This window comes from Nocardia yamanashiensis NBRC 100130, from assembly GCF_001613325.1.
Lineage (GTDB): Bacteria > Actinomycetota > Actinomycetes > Mycobacteriales > Mycobacteriaceae > Nocardia > Nocardia yamanashiensis.
This window is the reverse complement of record NZ_BDCD01000034.1, coordinates 14,962-34,734: the sequence shown is the minus strand read 5'-3', so window position 1 is coordinate 34,734 and position 19,773 is coordinate 14,962. Positions and strand designations below refer to the sequence as shown.

Sequence of the window (19,773 nt, the reverse complement as noted above, 5' to 3'; positions counted from 1 at the left end):
CCGGTGCTCACAGCAGCTCCACGGGGATATCGACGTGCCGGGCGCGGAGCCATTCCCCGAGCCCCTTGGCCTGCGGATCGAAACGGGCCTGATAGGCCACGCCCTCGCCGAGCAGGCCCTCGACAATGAAGTTCAGCGCCCGCAGATTCGGCAGCACGTGCCGGGTGACGGGCAGTTTCGCGGTTTCCGGCAGCAGCACGCGGAGTTCGTCGACGGTCAGGGTGTCGACCAGCCACGCCCACTGCTCGTCAGTGCGCACCCAGACGCCGATATTCGCGTTACCGCCCTTGTCGCCGGAGCGGGCCAGCGCGATGGCGCCCAGCGGCAGGCGCTTGGTCTCACCGGCTGGAAGCGGCGGCGGGGCAATGGGTTCCGCCACATCGGCGAGGGTCAGGGTCTCCGCTGCCGGGGCGATCGCCACCTCGGCGCCGTCGGGCAGCACGGCCGTGTGCGGAACTTCCTTCGCATCCACGTAACCGGGCTTGAACACGCCGTACGGGCCGCCGTTGCCGGGCGGTGTGGTCATCGAGAAACCCGCGTAGCTGGCCAGCGCCAATTCCACTGCCACACTGGAGAAAGCGCGGCCGACCTTGTTGGGGTCCGGGTCGCGGACCACGCAGCGCAGCAGCGCGCTGGCCTGCTCCTCGGTCTCGGCGTCCGGGCGGTCCAGGCGGGCCAGGGTCCACTCCAGCTCAGCCGGGCGCACCGGCAGCCAGGATTCCAGCTGGCGTTGCGCCAGTTCGGCTTTCGCCTCGATATCGAGACCGGTGAGAATGAACTCCATCTCGTTGCGGAAGCCGCCGATGGTGTTCATCGAGACCTTGGTCTGCGGCGGGGGCGCTTCGCCCAGCACGCCGCTGATCAGCACCCGGTCCTCGCCCTCCTGGCTGACGCGAATGCTGTCCAGGCGGGTGGTGACGTCCGGTCCGGCGTAGCGCGCGGACTGGATCTCATACATGAGCTGGGCTTTCACCGTGTCCACGGTGACCGCGCCGCCGGTACCGGCGTGCTTGGTGATGACGGTGGAGCCGTCGCGGCGGACCTCGGCGATCGGGAAACCCGGGCGGCCCAGATCCTCGATCTCGGTGAAGAAGGCGAAATTGCCGCCGGTGGCCTGGGTGCTGCATTCGATGACATGACCCGCGACCACGGCTCCGGCGAGCGCGTCGTAATCCGTACGGCTCCAGCCGAAGTGGGCGGCGGCGGGGCCGACCACCAGTGAGGCGTCGGTGACGCGGCCGGTGACGACGATGTCCGCGCCCGCGTTCAGGCATTCCGCGATGCCCCACGCGCCCAGGTAGGCGTTGGCGGTGAGCGGCGCGCCCAGGCCGAGTTCGGCGGCGCGCGGCAGCAGGTCGTCACCGGTGACATAGGCGATCTTCGGTGCGAGACCGAGCTTTTCGGCGACCTCGCGCACGCGCTGCGCCAGCCCGGCGGGGTTCAGGCCGCCCGCGTTCGCGACGATCTTCACGCCGGATTCCAGGGCCAGGCCGAGGCTGCCCTCCAGCTGCTTGACGAAGGTCTTGGCGTAGCCGAGGTTCGCGTCCTTCATGCGATCCCGGCCCAGGATCAGCATGGTGAGCTCGGCCAGATAGTCGCCGGTGAGAACGTCCAGGTCCCCGCCTTCGAGCATCTCGCGCATGGCGCTCAGCCGATCACCGTAGAAGCCGGAACAGTTGCCGATCCGAAGAAGCTCCGGATTTTCGGCGAGCTGACTCATACTGGGCCTCCCTGTGCACCCGAGTCCGGGGCGCGGCCTCTCCGCCGCGGTCGGATCAAGGGTCACATCGGGGGCAGAAAAAATCAAGCCTGCGTGCTTGTTAATTTCGGGAGGTGCAGGTCAAAGCCGGTGTACGGCGATCCGGCACGCTTCCTGCACACTTGAGCGATGTCCTCGAGCGTGATCTTCGTGCTGCTACTGGCCCTCGCCGGATTCCTGCTCGGCGGGGCCTACACGACCTGGAAAACAGCCAAGCCCCTGGCCGTGGCGCTCGCCCTCGCGGGGGCGCTCGCAGTGGCCGGGGCTTTCCTCTGGATGTGAGCCGTTACTCGGCGTCGAGACGGAAGATGCGCAGGTCTTCGGGGACTCCGCTCAGGGGGGCCGCGAAGAAGCTGCGGCGGTAGGGCTTTACGCCGAAGCCGAGTTCTTCCAGGGTTTCCGGGTCGAGGGAATCGAGGGTGGCGGCGGAGAGCATGGTGTTGCCGTTGCCGCCGGCTTCCATGACGCGGGCCGCGATGGTGACGTCCACGCCGAGCCAGTCGCCGCCGATCTCGCGGGGGGAACCGGTGTGCAGGCCCATGCGCATCTGGGGGCGGTAGCCGTCGATGCTGACGCCCGAGAGGTTCTCCTTGGCCGCCACGGCTGCCCGTACGGCCCGATCGGCGGACGGGAAGACCGCCATCACCCCGTCGCCCATCCGCTTCACCACGGAGCCGCCACGGTCCACGATGGGCGGTTCGATGGCCTTGGCCACGCGGCGCAGCAGTTCCAGGGTCGCCTCGTCACCGGCGGCGAGGGACCAGCTGGAGAAGGCCACCAGGTCGGTGAACATGATGGTGATCTCCTGGGTACCGCGGCCCCGGCCGACGCGTTCCAGCATGGCCTGCCACACCTGGAGCGCACCCAGGCCCAATTCCTTTGCCGCGCTGGGCGTATCGCCGACCAGCTTGTCCGCGGCGCGGGCCACCGCGCGGGCGCTGCCGGGACCGGAGACCGAGAGCGGGTCGCCGAAGGCCGGGTCGCCGGGCAGGTTCTCGCGGGCCTTGCGGATGGCGCCGATCAGATCGCCACGCTGATTCGCGGCCGCCATCAGAGAAGAGAGCTGACCGGGGAAGCGGCCCCGGCGCCGATTGGCCTCGTTCTCGTCGAGATCCGCCGGAACCAGCGGAATGACCACGTCCGGGTCGATGGGACGCGGTTCACGTGCGCGCGGACCGGTCGCGTCCTTCGACCGGTTGCGATCGGTGCCCAAACCTTCGGTGCGGTTCGCGTCGGACGCGCGGTCTCCGCCGTCGGAGGGTCGTTCGCTCACGCCCAGAGCGTATCTCAGGCCTTGATCCTCGGATGGATGAATGATTGCCACCTGACACCTCCCGATCGGTGCGAGCGGCCACAACGTTGAGCCCGCCGATGTTTGAGTGCTTTGGTTGCTGAGGCGATGCTACCGACGGTTCAGTTCCGCGGCTAGGCCCTTCCGGATGGAAGCGACAGTTTTCACACAGCGTTCTTCTTCCGCACAGGGTTCTCCCGGCCAACGTACCTGGAATCCCGGCCGCGACCGGGTAAAGACAGGCCACGGAAAAAGACATCGGCCCGATACGGAGGTCCGTATCGGGCCGATGGCGCTACCGGCCGGGCAGTGGCCGGCAGCTCCCCGGGCAGGGTCTAGGCGTCGCGCTGGTTGGTCACGTACAGCGCGGCGGCGAACACGATCACGACGAAGGCCGTGAAGTAGACGAGCGAGCCCCACTGGCCCCAATGCCAGGGTGCGTTCTCATCGGCCGAGAGACCGAGGAAACGGGAAGCGTTCTGGAAGGGCAGGAACACCCGGATATTGCTGCCCACCTTGCCGAACACGCTCACGATCGGCTCGATCAGGGTCGGCCAGACGATCAGCAGCGACAGTGCCGCCGCCGACTGGCGCAACAACGCGCCCAAGCCTACCGACAGGAACACCACCAGCGCGATGAAGATCGGGACGCCGTAGAAGACGCGCAGGTCGCCGCTGAGGCTCAGACCCTCACCCACATCGGACTTGGTGAGGCCCTTCAGGATGAAGAAGCTCAGGAAGGTCAGCACGGCCGAGAACACCGCCATCACCACCGCGATGAAACCGGCCTTGGCCGCCAGCACCGCCGCGCGATTCGGGACCGCCAGGAAGCTGGCCTTGATGGTGCCGAAACGGTATTCGCTGGTCACCGCCAGCGCCGCCACGATCATGACGAGGATGTAGCCGAAGCCGGGGATGAACGGCGGCACGCCGATGAAACCCAGTCCGGCGACGGCATTGTCGGCGCTCGGCGGCTCCGACATGGTCACGTTCCCGCTCGCGACCTGCTTGTTGTACTCGCTCATCTCGAAGTTGAGCAGGAAGGCGAAACCCACCGCCAGCAGCAGCGCCCAGACGGCGATCAGCACCGAACACCACCAGGGCGAACGGGTCGAGGTGAGCTTGATACGTTCCGCGGCAAGCACTCCCATCAGAGCGCACCTCCCATCACCTGTTCGAAGCCCGCGGCGTGGTACTGGACCGCGCCGCCCGTCATGCTCATGAACGCTTCCTCCAGCGAGGCCCGCTGCGGGGACAGCTCGAAGAGCGTGATGTCGTTGGCGCCGGCCAGTTTTCCGACCGCGTCGCTGCTCACGCCGACCACGATCAGCGCCGGGCCGTCGCCGTCCTCGCGCACCGTCATCCCGTTCGAGGTGAGCAGGCTGCGCAATTGATCCAGCTGCGGACTGCGCACGCGCACAGACGCTTCCGACGACTTCTCGATGAAATCCTTGGTGGGCGTGTCGGCGATCAGGCGGCCCTGGCCGATCACGATGAGATGGTCCGCGGTCTGCGCCATCTCGGCCAGCAGATGGCTCGACACCAGTACGGTGCGGCCCTCGGACGCCAGCCGCTGCATGAAACGGCGGATCCACAGAATGCCCTCGGGATCCAGGCCGTTCACCGGCTCGTCGAACAACAGCACCTGCGGATCGCCGAGCAGGGCGCCCGCCAGGCCGAGACGCTGGGACATGCCGAGCGAGAAACCGCCCGCCTTCTTGCCCGCGACCTCCGAGAGACCGACCAGGCGCAGGACTTCCTCGACCCGGTTGCCGGGGAGGTTGTTCGAGGCCGCCATCCAGCGCAGATGGGAACGAGCCGAACGGTTCGGATGCACCCACTTGGCATCCAGCAGGGCGCCCACCTTGGTGAGCGGATTCGCCAGTTCGCGGTACGGCTTGCCGTCGATCAGCGCGGTACCCGAAGTCGGCTGGTCCAGCCCGAGAATCATGCGCATGGTGGTCGATTTGCCGGCACCGTTCGGGCCCAGAAAGCCGGTCACCTGGCCCGGGCGGACCGAGAACGACAGATCCTGCACCGCGACGGTCTGGCCATAGTGTTTGGTCAGGCCCCTCAGTTCGATCATGGGGACCAGTCTTCCTCGAGAACCGGTCCCGGGCCATAGCTCACAGGTCGCGCGTCCCGTCCTCCTCGAGGATGACCCGTCCCCCACCACACACCGGGCATACCCTCACATACGAGTGACGGGGGTCACGGGTTCACCGTTCGGGGGCGATTCAGAGCGACGGGGACGACGCCTGCGCCCAGAAGCGCTTGGGGATGCGGCCCGCTTCCCTTGCCAGCCAACCGGCTTCCACCGCGTGCGCCATGGCGGCGGCCATCAGGGCGGGTTGCCGGGCGCGGGTGACGGCGGTGGCGAGCAGGACCGCGGAACAGCCGAGTTCCATGGCCAGGGCGGCGTCGCTGGCGGTGCCGATGCCCGCGTCGAGGATCACCGGGACCTGCGCGGCGGCCACGATCATCTCGATATTGTGCGGATTGCCGATGCCCAGGCCGGTGCCGATCGGCGCGCCCAGCGGCATGACGGCGGCGCAGCCGATGTCCTCCAGGCGCTTGGCCAGCACCGGATCGTCGGTGGTGTAGGGCAGGACGGTGAAACCGGCGTCCACCAGTTGCTCTGCGGCGCTGACCAATTCGATGGCGTCCGGGAGCAGGGTGCGTTCGTCGGCGATGACTTCCAGCTTCACCCAATCGGTTTCGAGCGCCTCGCGGCCCAGCTGCGCGGTCAGCACCGCCTCGGCGGCCGAACGGCAACCGGCGGTGTTCGGCAGCGGGGCGATCTCCAGGCGCTTGAGCAGATCCAGCACGCCGGTGCCGCCCGCCGCGTCCACCCGGCGCATGGCGACCGTGGTCAGCTCGGTCTTGGAGGCGACCAGGGCCTCCTCCAGCACGTGCAGATTGTCCGCGCCGCCGGTGCCCATGATCAGGCGGGAACCGAACTCGCGGCCCGCGATCACCAGCGGGCTAGCCACCCTGCACCGCCGTCAGCACCTCGAGCTCCCAGCCGCGGCCGACCGGCTCGTCCCAGCGCGACTTGGGGAACAGCGCGCCGTCCACGGCCACCGCCACGCCCTGACACGGGAGATTCAGGGTCTCGAGCACCTCGCGCACCGAGGTGTTCTCGGCGAACTCGTGATCGACACCGTTCACGGTGACACCGACCGGAATCGCGGTCATCTAGTTTCCTTCCGGAGAAGACGGGTCGGCGGTGGACCGCCGCTCCGCGGTTGCGGACAAAGCGAGCGCCTCGGCCGGGCGGGGAACCGCGGCGACCTGATCGAAACGCTGCGGGGCGGCCGCGCGGGCCTCGGGGAGTTCGGCGTCCGCGAGCAGGGCCGTCACCGCGGCGGCGGTGACGGGGGTGTCGAGAATGCCGTTGCGGCCGTGGCCGGTCGCGGCGATCACGCGGTCGTCGAGGTGGCCGATCAGCGGGAGATTGTCCGGGGAACCCGGGCGGGAACCCGCTGTGGCCTCGGCGAATTCGTATTCGCCCAGGCCGGGGAACACCGTCTCGGCATCGGTGATCAGGTCGCGCACGCCGGCCACGGTGACGGCGGTATCGAAGCCCACTTCGTATTGTGTTGCACCCAGCACGATTCCGTCGGCGCGAGGCACAAGATATATAGGACGGCCGTGCACGCGGGCGCGGATGACGTGGTTCGGCACCGGAGGCGCGCTGGGGCGACGGCGCAAGCGCAGGATCTCCCCCTTCACCGGACGCACCGGCAGGCCCGGCCACAGCTGGGCGGATGCGGCTCCGGCGGCGAGCACAACGCGATCGTGCGGGAGGTCGGCCAGCTCTTCGACCCGCTCGGCCCGGAATTCCACTCCGGACGCCGCGCAAGCAATCCGCAGGGCATCGACCAGCGCCCGATTGTCCACGGCGGGTTCAGCTTCCGACCGCAGCGCCGCCCGAATCGCCCGCCCCAGCCCCGGCTCGGCAGCCCGTACTCCGGCCCGATCCAGCAGTTCCAGCACGGAGGAGTTCGCAGGGAGTGTGTGGGCATTGACCCAATCGGCGATGGTGCGCAGATCAGCGGCGTCGGCGGCATCCAGCGCGACGGTCAACGTACGGTCGGCGGTGAAGAGCGAGGCGCCGGTGATCGCTGCCAGGTCGGCGGCGAAGGCAGGCCAGCGGGAGAGGGAGGCCGCGCCGAATTCGAGGGCGGCGTCTTCGCCAGGCCAGCCTTCGGACAAGGGGGCGAGCATGCCGCCCGCCACCCAGGAAGCCCCCGAACCCACCGCCGGGTCGTACAGCGTGACCGTCCAGCCCGATTGCGCGGTACGCCACGCCACCGACAGCCCGATCACACCGCCGCCGACGACGGCCAGAGTCCGCATTCGTATCCACCTCACTCGGTCCGGACCTACCGGACCTGCACCGATATCGCACGAGAACGCGTATCCGGCGGGGCGTCGCGCATCGTCGCGGCCAAGACGCGCCCGCGGCTCGTTTCGCCTCACCACGGTAGCGCGACTAGGTTCGGAGGCGTGCAGCCCTCCCATCCGAACCGGCCCGTACCACCGCGTGAACGTCTCGCCGACGCGCGGCTGTACCTGTGCACCGACGCCCGGCGTGAGAAGGGGGATCTGGTCGAATTCGCCGACGCGGCGCTGGCCGGGGGCGTGGACATCATCCAGCTCCGGGACAAGGGGTCGGCGGGCGAGAAGCAGTTCGGCACTCTCGAAGCCAAGGCCGAGCTGGGCGTTCTGGCCGAACTGAAGGCCGCCGCCCGCCGCCACGGGGCGCTGGTGGCCTGCAACGATCGCGCCGATATCGGCCTCGCCGCAGGCGTCGACGTCCTGCATCTGGGCCAAGGCGACCTACCGCCCTGGTACGCCCGCCGCATCCTGGGACCGGACGTCGTCATCGGCCGCTCCACCCACAACCGCGCCCAGGCCGGCCTCGCCGCCATCGACGAACACATCGACTACTTCTGCACCGGCCCCGTCTGGACCACCCCGACCAAGCCCGGCCGCACCGCCGCCGGCCTCGACCTGGTGCGCTCCACCGCCGACTCCCACACGCGCCGACCGTGGTTCGCCATCGGCGGCATCGATGACGTGCGGCTGCCGGAAGTCCTCGACGCCGGAGCCACCCGAATCGTGGTGGTGCGGGCCATTACCGACGCACGCGATCCCGAAGCCGCCGCTCGCGCGCTCAAGCAGCGGATTCTGGACAACACCGCCGGCTGAGTCGTTCAGCCGGCTGCGACCGGTTCGATGCGGACCGGGATGCCGTTGAGGTTGGACATGCCGGCGAGGCGTTCTATGTCTTCGAGGTTGGTCGAGGTCAGGTCGTTGACGTTGGCTCCGCCGGCGGCGTTGGCCAGGTGCCAGCCGCCGCGGTGGCCCCAGCCGTGGGGGATGGCGATGGTGCCGGGGGTCATGTCCTCGGTGAGGAGGATGGGGACGGTGATGGAGCCGTGGGGGGAGGTGATGCGGCAGGGGGCGCCGTCGGGGATGTTGGCGGCGGCTGCGTCTTTGGGGTGGATGCGGGCTTGCTGGCGGCGGGAGCCGCGCATGAGGGGTTCGGCGTTGTGCATCCAGGAGTTGTGGGATTTGAGTTCTCGCATGCCGATCACCCGGAGGGGGTAGGACGGGTCGGCCGGGGGTGCGGTGAGGGCTGTCAGTTCGGCGGTGATTTCGGGTGGGGCCAGGTGGACTCGGTTGTCTTTGTGTTGCACCACTTTTCGGAGGACTCCGGTGGGGATGGAGTCGGACAGCACCAGGCCGTGGGGGTGGCGGCGGAGTTTCGCCAGGGAGAGGCCGTCGCGGCGGAGGCCGAAGCGGTCGCCGTACGGGCCGGTGCGGAGGGCCAGGTCCACCAGGAGGGTGGGGGTGGGGCGGAGGGTGGAGCCGCCGGGGACTTTGCGGCGGAGGGTGCTGAAGAGGCGGCCCAGCGGGCGAGCGGGGCCGGCGGTGAAGGGGGTGACGCCGATTCGGGTGGCCAGGGCGTCGATGATCTGCCATTCCTCGCGGGCTTCACCCGCCGGTTCCAGGACCCGTTCCGTGTATTGGGTGTACGGGGTGGGAGACAGGGCGGCGAACGGGAGAGGGATGTCGTCGCGTTCCAGGAAGGTGGTGGCGGGGAGGATGTAGTCGGCTTTGCGGTTGGTGTCGTTGATGTAGAGGTCGATGGAGACGAACAGGTCGAGTTGGTCCAGGGCGGTGGACAATTCGCTCGGGTTGGGGACCGAAGAGACGGGATTGCCCGCCGAGGTGAAGAGGGCGCGGAGCTGACCGGGGCCGGGAGTGGTGATCTCCTTGGCCATGATGGCGGCGGGGAAGGTGCCCAGGACATCGGGGAAATCGCCTATGCGGGAACGGGATTTGCCGTAGCCGATCAAGCCGAGGCGGGCGTTGAGTTCGGAGACGGCGACGAGCTCCTTGCCGAAGACGGAACCGCCTGGGGCGTCGAGGTTTCCGGTGACCACGGCGAGTGCATCGATGAGGAAGGCGACCAAGGTGGCGTGGCGGCCCAGGCAGGTGCCGGTGCGGCCGTAGACGGCGGCGGAACCAGCGGTGGCCAGATCACGGGCGAGGGTGCGCACGCGGTCGGGCTGCAAGCCGGTGACCTCGGCGGTGGCTTCGGGGGTGAAACGGGCTACGGCGGCGCGTAATTCGCGCACACCGGCGGCCTGGCGGCGCAGGGCGTCCGTGTCTTCCAAGCCCTCGGCGAATATGACCTGGAGCAGCGAGGCCAGCAGCCAGGCGTCGCCGTCGGGGCGGATGCCGACATGCTCGAAGAGGCGGGCGGTCTCGGTGCGGCGCGGATCCACCACGACCACGCGGCCGCCGCGCTTGGTGATGGCAGTGAGTTTCTCGCGGATACGCGGGACGCTGATCACACTGCCGTGCGAGACAACGGGATTCGCGCCCAGCATGAGCAGGAACTCGGTGCGGTCCAGATCCGGCACGGGAACCGAGGTGAGCGAGCCGTAGAGCAGATGGCTGGCGACGAAGCGGTTGTTCACATCCTGCGACCCCGCCGAATAGACGTGGCGCAGGCCCGCGGCCAGCTGGAAACCGACTATCCAGAGGGTGTGCGAATAGGAGAAGGAGGACGGGTTGCCGAAATACCAGCCCAGACTCTCCCGGCCGTGCTCGCGCATGATCCCGCGCAGGCGCGCGCCGATATCGTCCAGGGCCTCGTCCCAGCCGACCCGTTCGAAGCCGGCGGCGGTGCGGCGCAGCGGATGCAGCACCCGGTCCGGATCGTTCTGGACGGCGGTGAACGCGATGCCCTTCGGGCAGGCATTGCCCCGGGAGAGCGGATGTTCCTTGTCGGCGCGCAACTGCAGCAGCTTGCCGTCCTCGACGGTGGCGATCAGGCCGCAGAGCGGTTCGCAGATCCGGCAGTACGTGGGAATCTCACGTGGGCTCACGCCCTCAAGACAACACCTGCGCCAGGGTGAGGAACAACACATTTCCGGTCAATCCGGCGCTGGCGGATGCCGTTTCACCCGCGCCGATCCGCACCCGGCGGCCATTGCCCAGACCCTGGGTCTGCAACCAGAGGAACCCGTCGCCCGCCAGATCCACGGTCCGCGGCAACGCCGCCGCCACGGCGTCCGGATCGGGCAGATCCTCCAGATCGATCAAGGTGGGCGTGGCGCGCAGGGCCGGCCAGGCCGCGGCGAACCCGGGATGCAGCTGCCGGGCGTCCACCTCGGCCTCCGGCACCCAGGCCAGCGCCTCGCTCTCCAGGTTGCCCTCGGTGGCCAGCTGTTCGGCCGCATCGGCGACCACCGTCGTATAGGTCCAGCCGCTCGGCGCGGTCGCCGTCACGCGGGTGCCGCGCACCCGGATCGCCCCGGCCGCGATGCCCGCTTCTTCCTCGGCCTCCCGGACCGCGGCGTGCACGGTGGTCTCGTGACTGTCGCGCGCCCCACCGGGTAATGCCCAGGTGCCGCCCTGATGGCTCCACGCCGCTCGATGCTGCAACAGCACGGCAGATCCACCACCCGCCAGCGGAGCCCGCAGCAACAGCCCGGCAGCCCCGAATCGACCCCATTGGCGCGTGCCGTCGGGGCTTTCGGACCAGCCGTCACCGTCACCACGCATGCTTCGCTCCATCCTCCGAACCGGGACGTGGCGCAACGCATCGTGTTCCCGCGTCACGGCACCGGTACGTCCACAATAAGCTCATTCGACATCAACAAGTCGATCGTTCGGTTTCGGTCAGTGGGAGGTGAGCATGGCTCGCACGGAGCAGTTGCGGCTCGACGAGCTGTCGCCTCGTGCCGCCGCGGCGGCCGTGCGCCAACGGCTGGCGACCACCGAGATGCGGGCGTTCGCGCAGTCCTCACCGGCGAAACTGATCGCCGTCGGGCTGATCCTGCTGAGCCTGTGCGTGGCCGCGGGCGTGGTCACGGCGACCGCGGTGACCAATCGGCAACACGCGCTGGACGTGCTTTTGGATCAGGCCGAGCCGGATGCCTATTCGGCCCAGCGGCTCTACACCTCGCTCTCGGTGGCCGACGCCTCGGCGGGCACCGCGTTCATCTCCGGCGGGCTGGAGCCCAAACCGGTGCGGGACCGCTACAACCAGGCGGTCGGCGAGGCGGGGGCCGAGCTGGTGACGCAATCCAATCGCAGTGACCGCGACACCGACACGCATTTGCGCACCGTGATAGCCACCGGGTTGCCGGTGTACACCGGAATCGTGGAGACCGCGCGGGCCAACAATCGCGGCGGGCAGCCGGTGGGCGCGGCATACCTGAGCGAGGCGTCCAATCTCATGCAGGCCACGCTGCTGCCGATGGCGCAGGAACTGCAGGAGCATCGCGAGAGCGCCATCGCCGCGACGCAGCACAATCACGTGCGCCCGCCGTGGCCCGCAATCGCACTGCCGCTGCTGGCGGTGGCGGCGCTGGTGGCGGCTCAGCTGTTCCTGTTCCGGCGCTGGCATCGCGTGCTGAATCTCGGTCTGCTGCTGGCCAGTACGACCATGGTGGCGCTGCTGGGCTGGACCGTGATCGCGGGCGTGATCTCGGCGGTGGCCACCACCGATTCCCGCGACAGTGGCAGCGTGCCCGCGGCCAGCCTGACCGAGAGCCGGATCCTGGCGCAGCAGGCGCGCACCGCCGAGACCCTGAAGCTGGTGCGGCGCGACACCAGCGCCGGCTACGACAACACCTACGACGCGGCCATCGCGAAGCTGCGCGGGATCCTGGCCGACTACCCTTCCGGCGCACCGGGTTCCGCCGAGGTGAAGACCGCGAACGCCGCCCTGGACCGTTGGAAGGCGGCGCATCAGCGGATGAACGACGCACTGTCCAAGGGTGATTTCATCGGGGCCGGGGCGGTCGCCACCGGCCCGGGTGCGAACGAGGCCACCGCGCAGGTGGACGCGCTGGACCGGGCGCTCGGCGACGGCATCGCCGATACCCGGAACACGCTGCGCGCCAATACCTCCCGGGCGGCTCGCGCACTGGACCTGCTCGCGCCCGGCGCACTGGTGCTGAGCACGGCGGCGGCCGTGCTCATCGCGGCCGGGCTCTGGCCTCGACTACGGGAGTACCGATGAGCCGAAGACCCGTCCGGATCGTCTCGGCCGCCGCGCTCGCCACGGTGGCGGTGGTGCTGACCGGCTGCGGCGAGGACGCCACCGCGCCGCCGGTGTCCACCCGGGCGCCGAGTTATGTGGAACCGCCGCTGCCGTCGGGCGCGGTGGCGGCGCAGACCCACGCACCGTTGCCGCCGGATACCGAGACCTGCGCGGATCCGACGGCGAGCCTGCGGCCCAACGGGATTCGCGCCGGTTCGGCCATCGATGCCATCCGGGCGCGCGGGCGGCTGGTGGTGGGGCTGGATCCGGGCAGCAATCTGTTCAGCTTCCGGGATCCGACGACGGGCGCGCTGGACGGGTTCGATGTGGACATCGCCAAGGAATTGGCGCGGGATCTGCTGGGGAATCCGGAGCTCATCGAATACCGCATTCTCGGGTCCGCGGACCGGGAGCGGGCGTTGCAGGAACACACCGTGGACGTGGTGGTGAAGACCATGACCATCACCTGTGAACGGCGGCAGCGGGTCACCTTCTCCACGTCTTATCTGCAGGCTCATCAGCGGGTGCTGACCACCCATGACTCCGGGATAGGCGGGCTCACCGATCTGGCCGGGCGGCGGGTCTGCGTGGTGCGCGGGACCACCTCGCTGGACCGGATCCGCCGGCAGCAGCCGGCCGCCTCGATTCTCACCGTGCCCAGCTGGGCCGATTGCCTGGTGGTGTTGCAGCAGCGGCAGGTCGAGGCGGTGAGCACCGATGACACCGTGCTGGCCGGGCTGGCCGTGCAGGATCCGGCGACCGAGGTGGTGGGGCCTAACCTGTCCACCGAGCAGTACGGGATCGGGATCGCGCAGGGCGCCGACGATCTGGTGCGGTTCGTGAACGGGACCTTGGAACGGATCCGGAACGACGGGACCTGGAACCGGCTGTACCGGCGCTGGCTGGCCGCCGCGCTCGGGGACGCCGCCGTGCCCCCGCTGCCGAGGTATCAGGACTGACATGACCGAGACCCCCTCCCCCGGACCCGGACCGGACCGGGACGCCGAGCCGCCGGTCCCGGATCACGCGGCGGCGCAGGATGTTCCGGCTGAGGCCGAGGACCCGACGGACACCGAGCACCCGGCGGGCACCAAGCACCCGGCCAACCCTGAGTTTCCGGCCGACTCCGAGTTTCCGGCCGACGCCGAGTACCCGGCCGACAGCACGGCGGCCTTCCATCGCCCGATCGGCACCGAGACGTTCCTGCGGACCGAGGCGCATCCGCGGGCGGGCGAAGGCGGTGCGGCGGAAGCGGATTCCGAGCACGCGCCGGGGACCGAGGCGGTCGCGGGGACGCAGGGGTGGGCCTGGACCGAGGCCGCGCCGCGCGGCACCGGGCCGAGTACGCAGGGCATCGCGGGGCCACGCCGGGGCACATGGACCGATTCCACGCCGCGAGAAGCGGTTTCGGGGCGCGGCGGCTCCGAAGGCGAGGTGCGGACGCCGACGCGGCCCTCGCAGCGGACGGCGCGGATGGCGCGGACGCGGCCGGTGGTGCGGCGGCTCGGGGCCGGGCTGGTGCAGATTCCGGCGGTGGAACCGGTCGATCCGGAAGCGGCGGTACTGGCCGATCCGATGGTGGCGGAGGGCCGGCGGTTCTGCTGGCGTTGCGGCAAGCCGGTGGGGCGGGCCACGCCCATGCACGCGGCGAACACCGTGGGCACGTGTGAGACCTGTGGCGCGCCTTACGATTTCCGGCCCTCGCTGTATCCCGGCGATCGGGTGGCAGGTCAGTACGAGATCCAGGGCTGTATCGCGCACGGCGGGCTGGGCTGGATCTACCTGGCCATCGACCGGAATGTGAGCGACCGGTGGGTGGTGCTCAAGGGCCTGTTGCACGCCGGTGACGCCGAGGCGCAAGCGGTGGCGCTGGCCGAGCGGCAGTTCCTGGCCGAGGTGGCGCATCCGAGCATCGTCAAGATCCACAATTTCGTGGAGCATCCGGGGCCGGACGGGACGCCGGTCGGGTACATCGTGATGGAGTACGTGGGCGGGCATTCACTGCGCGATCTGCTCGATCAGTACGCGAAACCGGCGCGCATGCCGGTCACCGAGGCCATCGCCTACATTCTGGAGATCCTGCCGGCGCTGGACTATCTGCATTCGGTGGGGCTGGCCTACAACGATCTCAAGCCGGACAACATCATGGTGACCACCGACCGGGTGGAGCTCATCGACCTGGGTGCGGTGGCGCAGTTCGAGGCGTACGGAAACCTGTACGGCACCAGGGGTTTCCAGGCCCCGGAGATCGCGCAGACCGGGCCCACGGTGGCCTCGGACATATACACGGTGGGCCGCACGCTCGCGGTGCTGGTGCTGAACATGCCGATGGTGAAAGGCGCGTACGTGGACGGGATCCCGGATCCCGCCACCCAGCCCGTGCTGGCGAAACACGAGTTCCTGCACCGGCTGCTGCTGCGCGCCACCGACCCGGATCCGGATCGGCGTTTCCCGTCCGCGCGGGTGCTGGCGGGACAGCTCACGGGCGTGCTGCGGGAGATTCTCGCGGTCGAGACCGGGAGCGAGCATCCGCAGCTGTCGACGCTGTTCAGCCCGCCCCGCACCAGTTTCGGGACCGGTGAGCTGGTGGCGCAGACCGACGGGCTGATCGATGGGCTCGATCGCGGGACGCTGCTGCAGCCGCGCGATGTGGTGTCGGCGCTGCCGGTGCCGATCGTCGATTCCGCCGATCCGTCCGCGCCGCTGCTGGCGGGCGCGGCGCATCCGGAACCGCGGCACGCGCTCGACGAACTGCGGCACGCGCGGCAGCGAGCGGCGGCCGAACCCGGCGGCGCGCCCGAGAGTTTCGAGCTGGAGGTGACGCTCGCCGAGGTGCGGGCGCATCTGGATCTGGACGAAGCGGCGGCGGCGCGCATGCTGCTGCGGCGGCTCGACGACCGGCCGGAACCGCCCGCCGTGGATTGGCGGATCGACTGGTATCTGGGCATGTCCGAACTGCTGGAACAGGATTACGAGCGGGCATTCAGCCGGTTCGACGCGGTCCTGGAGGCGCTGCCGGGCGAGATCGCGCCCAAGCTGGCGTTGGCGGCGACGGCGGAATTGATTCTGCAGCACTGGGATTCGGAGGATCCCGAGCAGTGGCGGTGCTATGCGGAGAAGTATTACGACACCGTGTGGCGCACCGATCGCGGCGTCGTGAGCGCGGCGTTCGGGCTGGCGCGGCAGCTGGCGGCGGCCGGGCGCACCGAGGACGCGGTGCACGCGCTGGACGAAGTGCCGCCCGCCTCACGGCATTACGCCGAGGCGCGGATGACGGCGGTGCTGATGCTGCTGGCTTCGGCCCCGGTGCATGAACTCGCGGAATCGACGCTGCACGTGGCGGCGGCCCGGGTGCAGGCGCTGCCGCCCGGGGAGAGCCGGGCCGCGCAATTGCGGGTGCTGGTGCTGGGGACGGCGCTGGGGTGGCTGCAGGCCGGGAACACGCCGAAGTCGGCCGATACCAAGCTGTTCGGCGCGCCGTTCACCGAACGGGTGCTGCGGCAGGGGATCGAGACCGGATTGCGCGGGCTGGCGCGGTCGGCGCCGGAGCGGGGGCATCGGTACAACCTGGTGGACCTGGCCAACGCGGTGCGGGCGAAATCCTGGTTCTGAGCCCGGAAGGGCCCCGTGTCGCTACCGCGGTGACCCTTGGGGGCAGCCTTCGGGTCATGGGATCGGCGAGGGAAGTTCGTTCCCACCGCGGTTGTGCGTATGCGACACGGGTTCCGGTGGACCCGGACCGGAGGAACCGGATCCGGGGACTACCTTGCCAAGCGCATCGTGATGTTTTCGTGAAGCGTCAGGCGACCAGCCGCGCCGACGCCCGGGCGATGGCGAGTTCCTCGTTGGTCGGCACCACCAGCACCTCGATCTCGGAGTCGTCGGCGGAGATGCGGCGGGCGGCACGGTCTTTCGCGGTATTGCGGGCCTCGTCCACCCGGATGCCGTAGCGCTCCAGCCCCGCCAGCGCGGCGGCCCGCACCTTGGCGTCGTTCTCCCCCACCCCGGCGGTGAAGGTGATGGCGTCCACCCGGCCCAGCTCCACCAGGTACGCCCCGATGTAGCGGCGCAGGCGGTGGATGTAGACCTCGAAGGCGAGTTTGGCGGCGGTGTCGCCGTTTTCGATGAGGCGGCCGAGCACGCGGAAGTCGTTGACGCCGGACAGGCCCTTGATGCCGGAGTGCCGGTTCAGCAGGGCATCCACATCGTTCACATCCATATCGGCGGTGCGAATCAGGTGGAAGATGATGCCCGGATCGAGATCACCGGAGCGGGTGCCCATGACCAGGCCCTCCAGCGGCGTGAGGCCCATGGTGGTGTCCACGGCGCGACCGCCGCGCACCGCCGACATGGACGCGCCGTTGCCCAGGTGCAGCACGATCTGGTTCAGGTCGGTGCGCTCCCGGCCCAGGAAATCGGCGACTTTGCCGGATACGTACTCGTGCGAGGTGCCGTGGAAGCCGTACTTGCGAACACCGTGCGCGGCGGCGACTTTCGCGTCGATGGCGTAGGTCTTGGCGGCGGCGGGCAGACGATGGAAGAAGGCGGTGTCGAACACCGCCACTTGCGGCACCCCCGGCAGCAGCGCGCGGGCGCTCTCGATGCCCACCACATTGGCCGGATTGTGCAGCGGCGCAAGCGAAGACAGATCGGAGATGGCCCGCACCACGTCGTCGGTGATCAGCGTCGGTTCGTAGAACACCTCGCCGCCGTGCACCACGCGGTGCCCGACCGCGCCCAGTCCCTCGGCGGCCAGGTCGTGCCCACTGGCGGTGAACAGCTCGAACACCGCCCGCAGCCCGGCCGCGTGATCGGCGATCTCGCCTTTGTACTCGAAAGTCTCACCGTCGCTCTGATGTTCGATGGTCACCGCGTCGGCCGGCAGGCTCTCCCCGATCCGGGACACCATGCCCGAAGCCACCACATCGGCCGAATCCGGTTCCAGCAGCTGGTATTTGATCGACGACGACCCGGAATTGATCACCAGGACCTTCACTGTGCTGCCTCCTGCTGCGCCTGGATCGCGGTGATCGCGACGGTGTTCACGATGTCGGCGACCAGCGCGCCGCGCGACAGGTCGTTGACCGGCTTGCGCAGACCCTGCAGCACGGGGCCGATGGCGACCGCGCCGGCGCTGCGCTGCACGGCCTTGTAGGTGTTATTGCCGGTATTGAGGTCCGGGAAGATGAAAACCGTTGCCTGCCCGGCCACTTCGGAGTTCGGCAGCTTGGTGCGCGCCACCGTCGGCTCGATGGCCGCGTCGTACTGGATGGGGCCTTCCACCAGCAGCTGCGGGGCGCGCTCGTGCACGTACTTGGTGGCCGCGCGCACCTTGTCCACGTCCGCGCCGGAACCGGATTCGCCGGTCGAGTAGGACAGCATGGCCACCCGCGGGTCGATGCCGAACTGGGCGGCGGTGCGGGCCGAGGAGATGGCGATATCGGCCAGCTGCTCGGCGGTCGGGTCCGGGACCACGGCGCAGTCGCCGTAGACCAGGACGCGATCGGCCAGGCACATCAGGAACACCGACGACACGGTGGAGACGCCCGGCTCGGTCTTGATGATCTCGAACGACGGGCGGATGGTGTGCGCGGTGGTGTGCGCCGCGCCCGAGACCATGCCGTCGGCGACGCCCATGTGCACCATCATGGTGCCGAAATACGAGATGTCGCTCATGAATTCGCGGGCGCGGTCGACCGTCATGCCCTTGTGGGCGCGCAGCCGCGCGTACTCCTCGGCGAATTCGTCGCGCAGCGGGCAGGTGCGCGGATCCAGCACCTCGGCGGCCTCGATGTCCACGCCCAGCTCGGCGGCCCGGCCGCGCACGGCGGCCTCGTCGCCCAGGATGGTCAGATCGGCGATCTTGCGCTGCAGCACCCGGCCGGCGGCGCGCAGGATGCGGTCGTCGTCGCCCTCGGGCAGCACGATGCGCTTGCGGTCGCCGCGCGCGCGTTCGATGAGCTGGTATTCGAACATCTGCGGGGTCACGATGTTCGGGATCGGAATCTCGATCTGCTCCAGCAGATCTCGCGGATCCACATGCTCTTCCATCAGCGCCAGCGCGGTGTCGACCTTGCGGATGCTGGACAGCGAGACCCGGCCGCGGGTGCGGGCGGCGGCCTTGGCGGTCTCGAAGGTGCCCAGGTCGGTCGACAGGATGGGCAGGCGGGGCTTGAGGCCCTCCATCAGCCGGGCGATGGTCGGCGCGGGCTGCATGCCGCCGTTCATGAGAATGCCGGCCAGCGACGGAAAGCCTTCCGCCTCATGGGCGTTCACCAGGGCGAGCAGCACGTCGGAGCGGTCGCCGGGGGTGATGACGGCGACGCCGTCGGTGAGGCGCTCCAGAATGTGCTCGGCGGTCATGCCGCCGACGATCACGTCCAGGGCTTCGCGCTGCAGCAATTCCGGGTCGCCGCTGTAGATTTCGCCGTCGATGGCCTCGCACAGCTCCGCCATGGTGGGGGCCTGCAGCAGCGGGACCTCGGGCAGGGTCCAGGACGGCACCAGCGCGACCTGCTTGAGCACGGCCGCGTCCTGCGCCATCTGCTCGGGCTCGCAGCGGTTGGCGATGACCGCGACCAGCTTGGCGTGCTCGGAGACCAGTTCGCTGCGGCACAGCTCGACCAGCTGGCCCAGTTCGGCCGGGGTGCGGTCGGATCCGCGCACCACCAGCAACACCGGCGCGCCGAGGTTCACCGCGATGCGGGCGTTGTAGCGGAGTTCGGAAGGGCTTGCGACATCGGTGTAATCGCTGCCCAGGATGAGCACGGCATCGCAGAGTTTGGCGACCGCGTGGTACCGCATCACGATCTCGCTGATGGCGGCGTCCGGGTCCGCGTGCACCTGCTCGTAGGTGACGCCGATGGCCTGGTCGTAGTCGATATCCGCGGTGGAATGCTCGAGCAGCAGTTCCAGGATGTAGTCGTGCCCGTCGGCATCACGGGTGATGGGCCGGAACACCCCGACGCGGGGCGTGGTGGCGGCCATTGCCTGCAACACGCCGAGCGCCACGGTGGACTTGCCGGTGTCGCCCTCGGGCGACGCGATGTACACACTCGATACCGGTGCGGCAGCCATGATCAGAAGACTACCGACCGCTATGTACTGATTTCCGTGGCACGCGGCATTCGTGCCGAGTGCCACAGAAAC

16 protein-coding genes are annotated in these 19,773 nt (G+C 69.3%); 5 read left to right on the top strand and 11 right to left on the bottom strand.

The genetic code is table 11. The features are described from left to right. Positions 1 to 7: 7 nt before the first annotated feature. Complete coding sequence (locus tag NY1_RS33830; RefSeq protein WP_067721232.1) at positions 8 to 1,720, bottom strand: acyclic terpene utilization AtuA family protein; 1,713 nt, start codon at positions 1,718 to 1,720, stop codon at positions 8 to 10. Between the two features lie 168 nt (positions 1,721 to 1,888). Here NY1_RS33830 and NY1_RS43870 point away from each other — a divergent pair, with 168 nt between their 5' ends. Then, positions 1,889 to 2,041 (top strand): CG2302 family histidine operon protein, encoded by a 153-nt coding sequence (locus tag NY1_RS43870; protein WP_169815439.1) that lies wholly within the window; start codon positions 1,889 to 1,891, stop codon positions 2,039 to 2,041. Positions 2,042 to 2,045: 4 nt separating this feature from the next. Here NY1_RS43870 and NY1_RS33825 read toward each other — a convergent pair whose 3' ends face one another. The 6 genes from NY1_RS33825 to thiO form a co-directional block, all read right to left on the bottom strand. After that, the gene (locus NY1_RS33825) at positions 2,046 to 2,810 is read right to left on the bottom strand and encodes an adenylate/guanylate cyclase domain-containing protein (protein WP_067721247.1); all 765 of its coding nucleotides are present in this window, start codon (positions 2,808 to 2,810) and stop codon (positions 2,046 to 2,048) included. A 575-nt stretch (positions 2,811 to 3,385) separates the two neighbouring features. After that, positions 3,386 to 4,201, bottom strand: a complete 816-nt coding sequence (locus NY1_RS33820; RefSeq protein WP_067721231.1) for an ABC transporter permease — start codon at positions 4,199 to 4,201, stop codon at positions 3,386 to 3,388. After that, positions 4,201 to 5,136: an ABC transporter ATP-binding protein gene (locus tag NY1_RS33815; RefSeq protein ID WP_067721230.1), complete on the bottom strand. Its 936-nt coding sequence runs from the start codon at positions 5,134 to 5,136 to the stop codon at positions 4,201 to 4,203. Before NY1_RS33815 ends, NY1_RS33820 begins: the two co-directional genes overlap by 1 nt. A 151-nt stretch (positions 5,137 to 5,287) precedes the next feature. Further along, the gene (locus NY1_RS33810) at positions 5,288 to 6,043 is read right to left on the bottom strand and encodes a thiazole synthase (protein WP_067721229.1); all 756 of its coding nucleotides are present in this window, start codon (positions 6,041 to 6,043) and stop codon (positions 5,288 to 5,290) included. Then, positions 6,036 to 6,248, bottom strand: coding sequence for a sulfur carrier protein ThiS (gene thiS, locus NY1_RS33805; protein ID WP_067721228.1), 213 nt, complete (start codon positions 6,246 to 6,248; stop codon positions 6,036 to 6,038). Before thiS ends, NY1_RS33810 begins: the two co-directional genes overlap by 8 nt. After that, a complete protein-coding gene (gene thiO, locus NY1_RS33800; RefSeq protein ID WP_067721227.1) occupies positions 6,249 to 7,412 on the bottom strand; it encodes a glycine oxidase ThiO in 1,164 nt (387 codons plus the stop codon). It abuts the gene before it with no gap. A gap of 150 nt (positions 7,413 to 7,562) precedes the next feature. Here thiO and thiE point away from each other — a divergent pair, with 150 nt between their 5' ends. Further along, entirely contained in the window at positions 7,563 to 8,267 is a 705-nt protein-coding gene (gene thiE / locus NY1_RS33795) for a thiamine phosphate synthase (RefSeq protein ID WP_067721226.1), read from the top strand. 5 nt (positions 8,268 to 8,272) lie between these two features. Here the strand turns inward: thiE and NY1_RS33790 are convergent, their stop codons facing one another. Together NY1_RS33790 and NY1_RS33785 are read right to left on the bottom strand one after the other, a co-directional pair. Further along, positions 8,273 to 10,459: a molybdopterin-dependent oxidoreductase gene (locus NY1_RS33790; protein WP_067721225.1), complete on the bottom strand. Its 2,187-nt coding sequence runs from the start codon at positions 10,457 to 10,459 to the stop codon at positions 8,273 to 8,275. Between the two features lie 4 nt (positions 10,460 to 10,463). Next, the gene (locus NY1_RS33785) at positions 10,464 to 11,138 is read right to left on the bottom strand and encodes an NUDIX domain-containing protein (RefSeq protein ID WP_067721224.1); all 675 of its coding nucleotides are present in this window, start codon (positions 11,136 to 11,138) and stop codon (positions 10,464 to 10,466) included. Positions 11,139 to 11,271: 133 nt separating this feature from the next. On the opposite strand from NY1_RS33785, the gene NY1_RS33780 reads away from it, so the two are divergent. Genes NY1_RS33780 through NY1_RS33770 form a run of 3 tightly spaced genes read left to right on the top strand, consistent with a single transcriptional unit; the run spans position 11,272 to position 16,236 of the window. Continuing rightward, complete coding sequence (locus tag NY1_RS33780; protein WP_067721223.1) at positions 11,272 to 12,603, top strand: GlnX family signal transduction membrane protein; 1,332 nt, start codon at positions 11,272 to 11,274, stop codon at positions 12,601 to 12,603. Then, positions 12,600 to 13,583, top strand: coding sequence for a glutamate ABC transporter substrate-binding protein (locus tag NY1_RS33775; RefSeq protein ID WP_067721222.1), 984 nt, complete (start codon positions 12,600 to 12,602; stop codon positions 13,581 to 13,583). Before NY1_RS33780 ends, NY1_RS33775 begins: the two co-directional genes overlap by 4 nt. Position 13,584: 1 nt before the next feature. Continuing rightward, the gene (locus NY1_RS33770) at positions 13,585 to 16,236 is read left to right on the top strand and encodes a serine/threonine-protein kinase (protein WP_084535863.1); all 2,652 of its coding nucleotides are present in this window, start codon (positions 13,585 to 13,587) and stop codon (positions 16,234 to 16,236) included. 187 nt (positions 16,237 to 16,423) lie between these two features. Here the strand turns inward: NY1_RS33770 and NY1_RS33765 are convergent, their stop codons facing one another. Both NY1_RS33765 and pta read right to left on the bottom strand, forming a co-directional pair. After that, complete coding sequence (locus tag NY1_RS33765) at positions 16,424 to 17,620, bottom strand: acetate kinase (RefSeq protein WP_067721221.1); 1,197 nt, start codon at positions 17,618 to 17,620, stop codon at positions 16,424 to 16,426. Further along, a complete protein-coding gene (gene pta, locus NY1_RS33760; protein WP_067721220.1) occupies positions 17,617 to 19,701 on the bottom strand; it encodes a phosphate acetyltransferase in 2,085 nt (694 codons plus the stop codon). Before pta ends, NY1_RS33765 begins: the two co-directional genes overlap by 4 nt. Positions 19,702 to 19,773 lie beyond the last annotated feature (72 nt).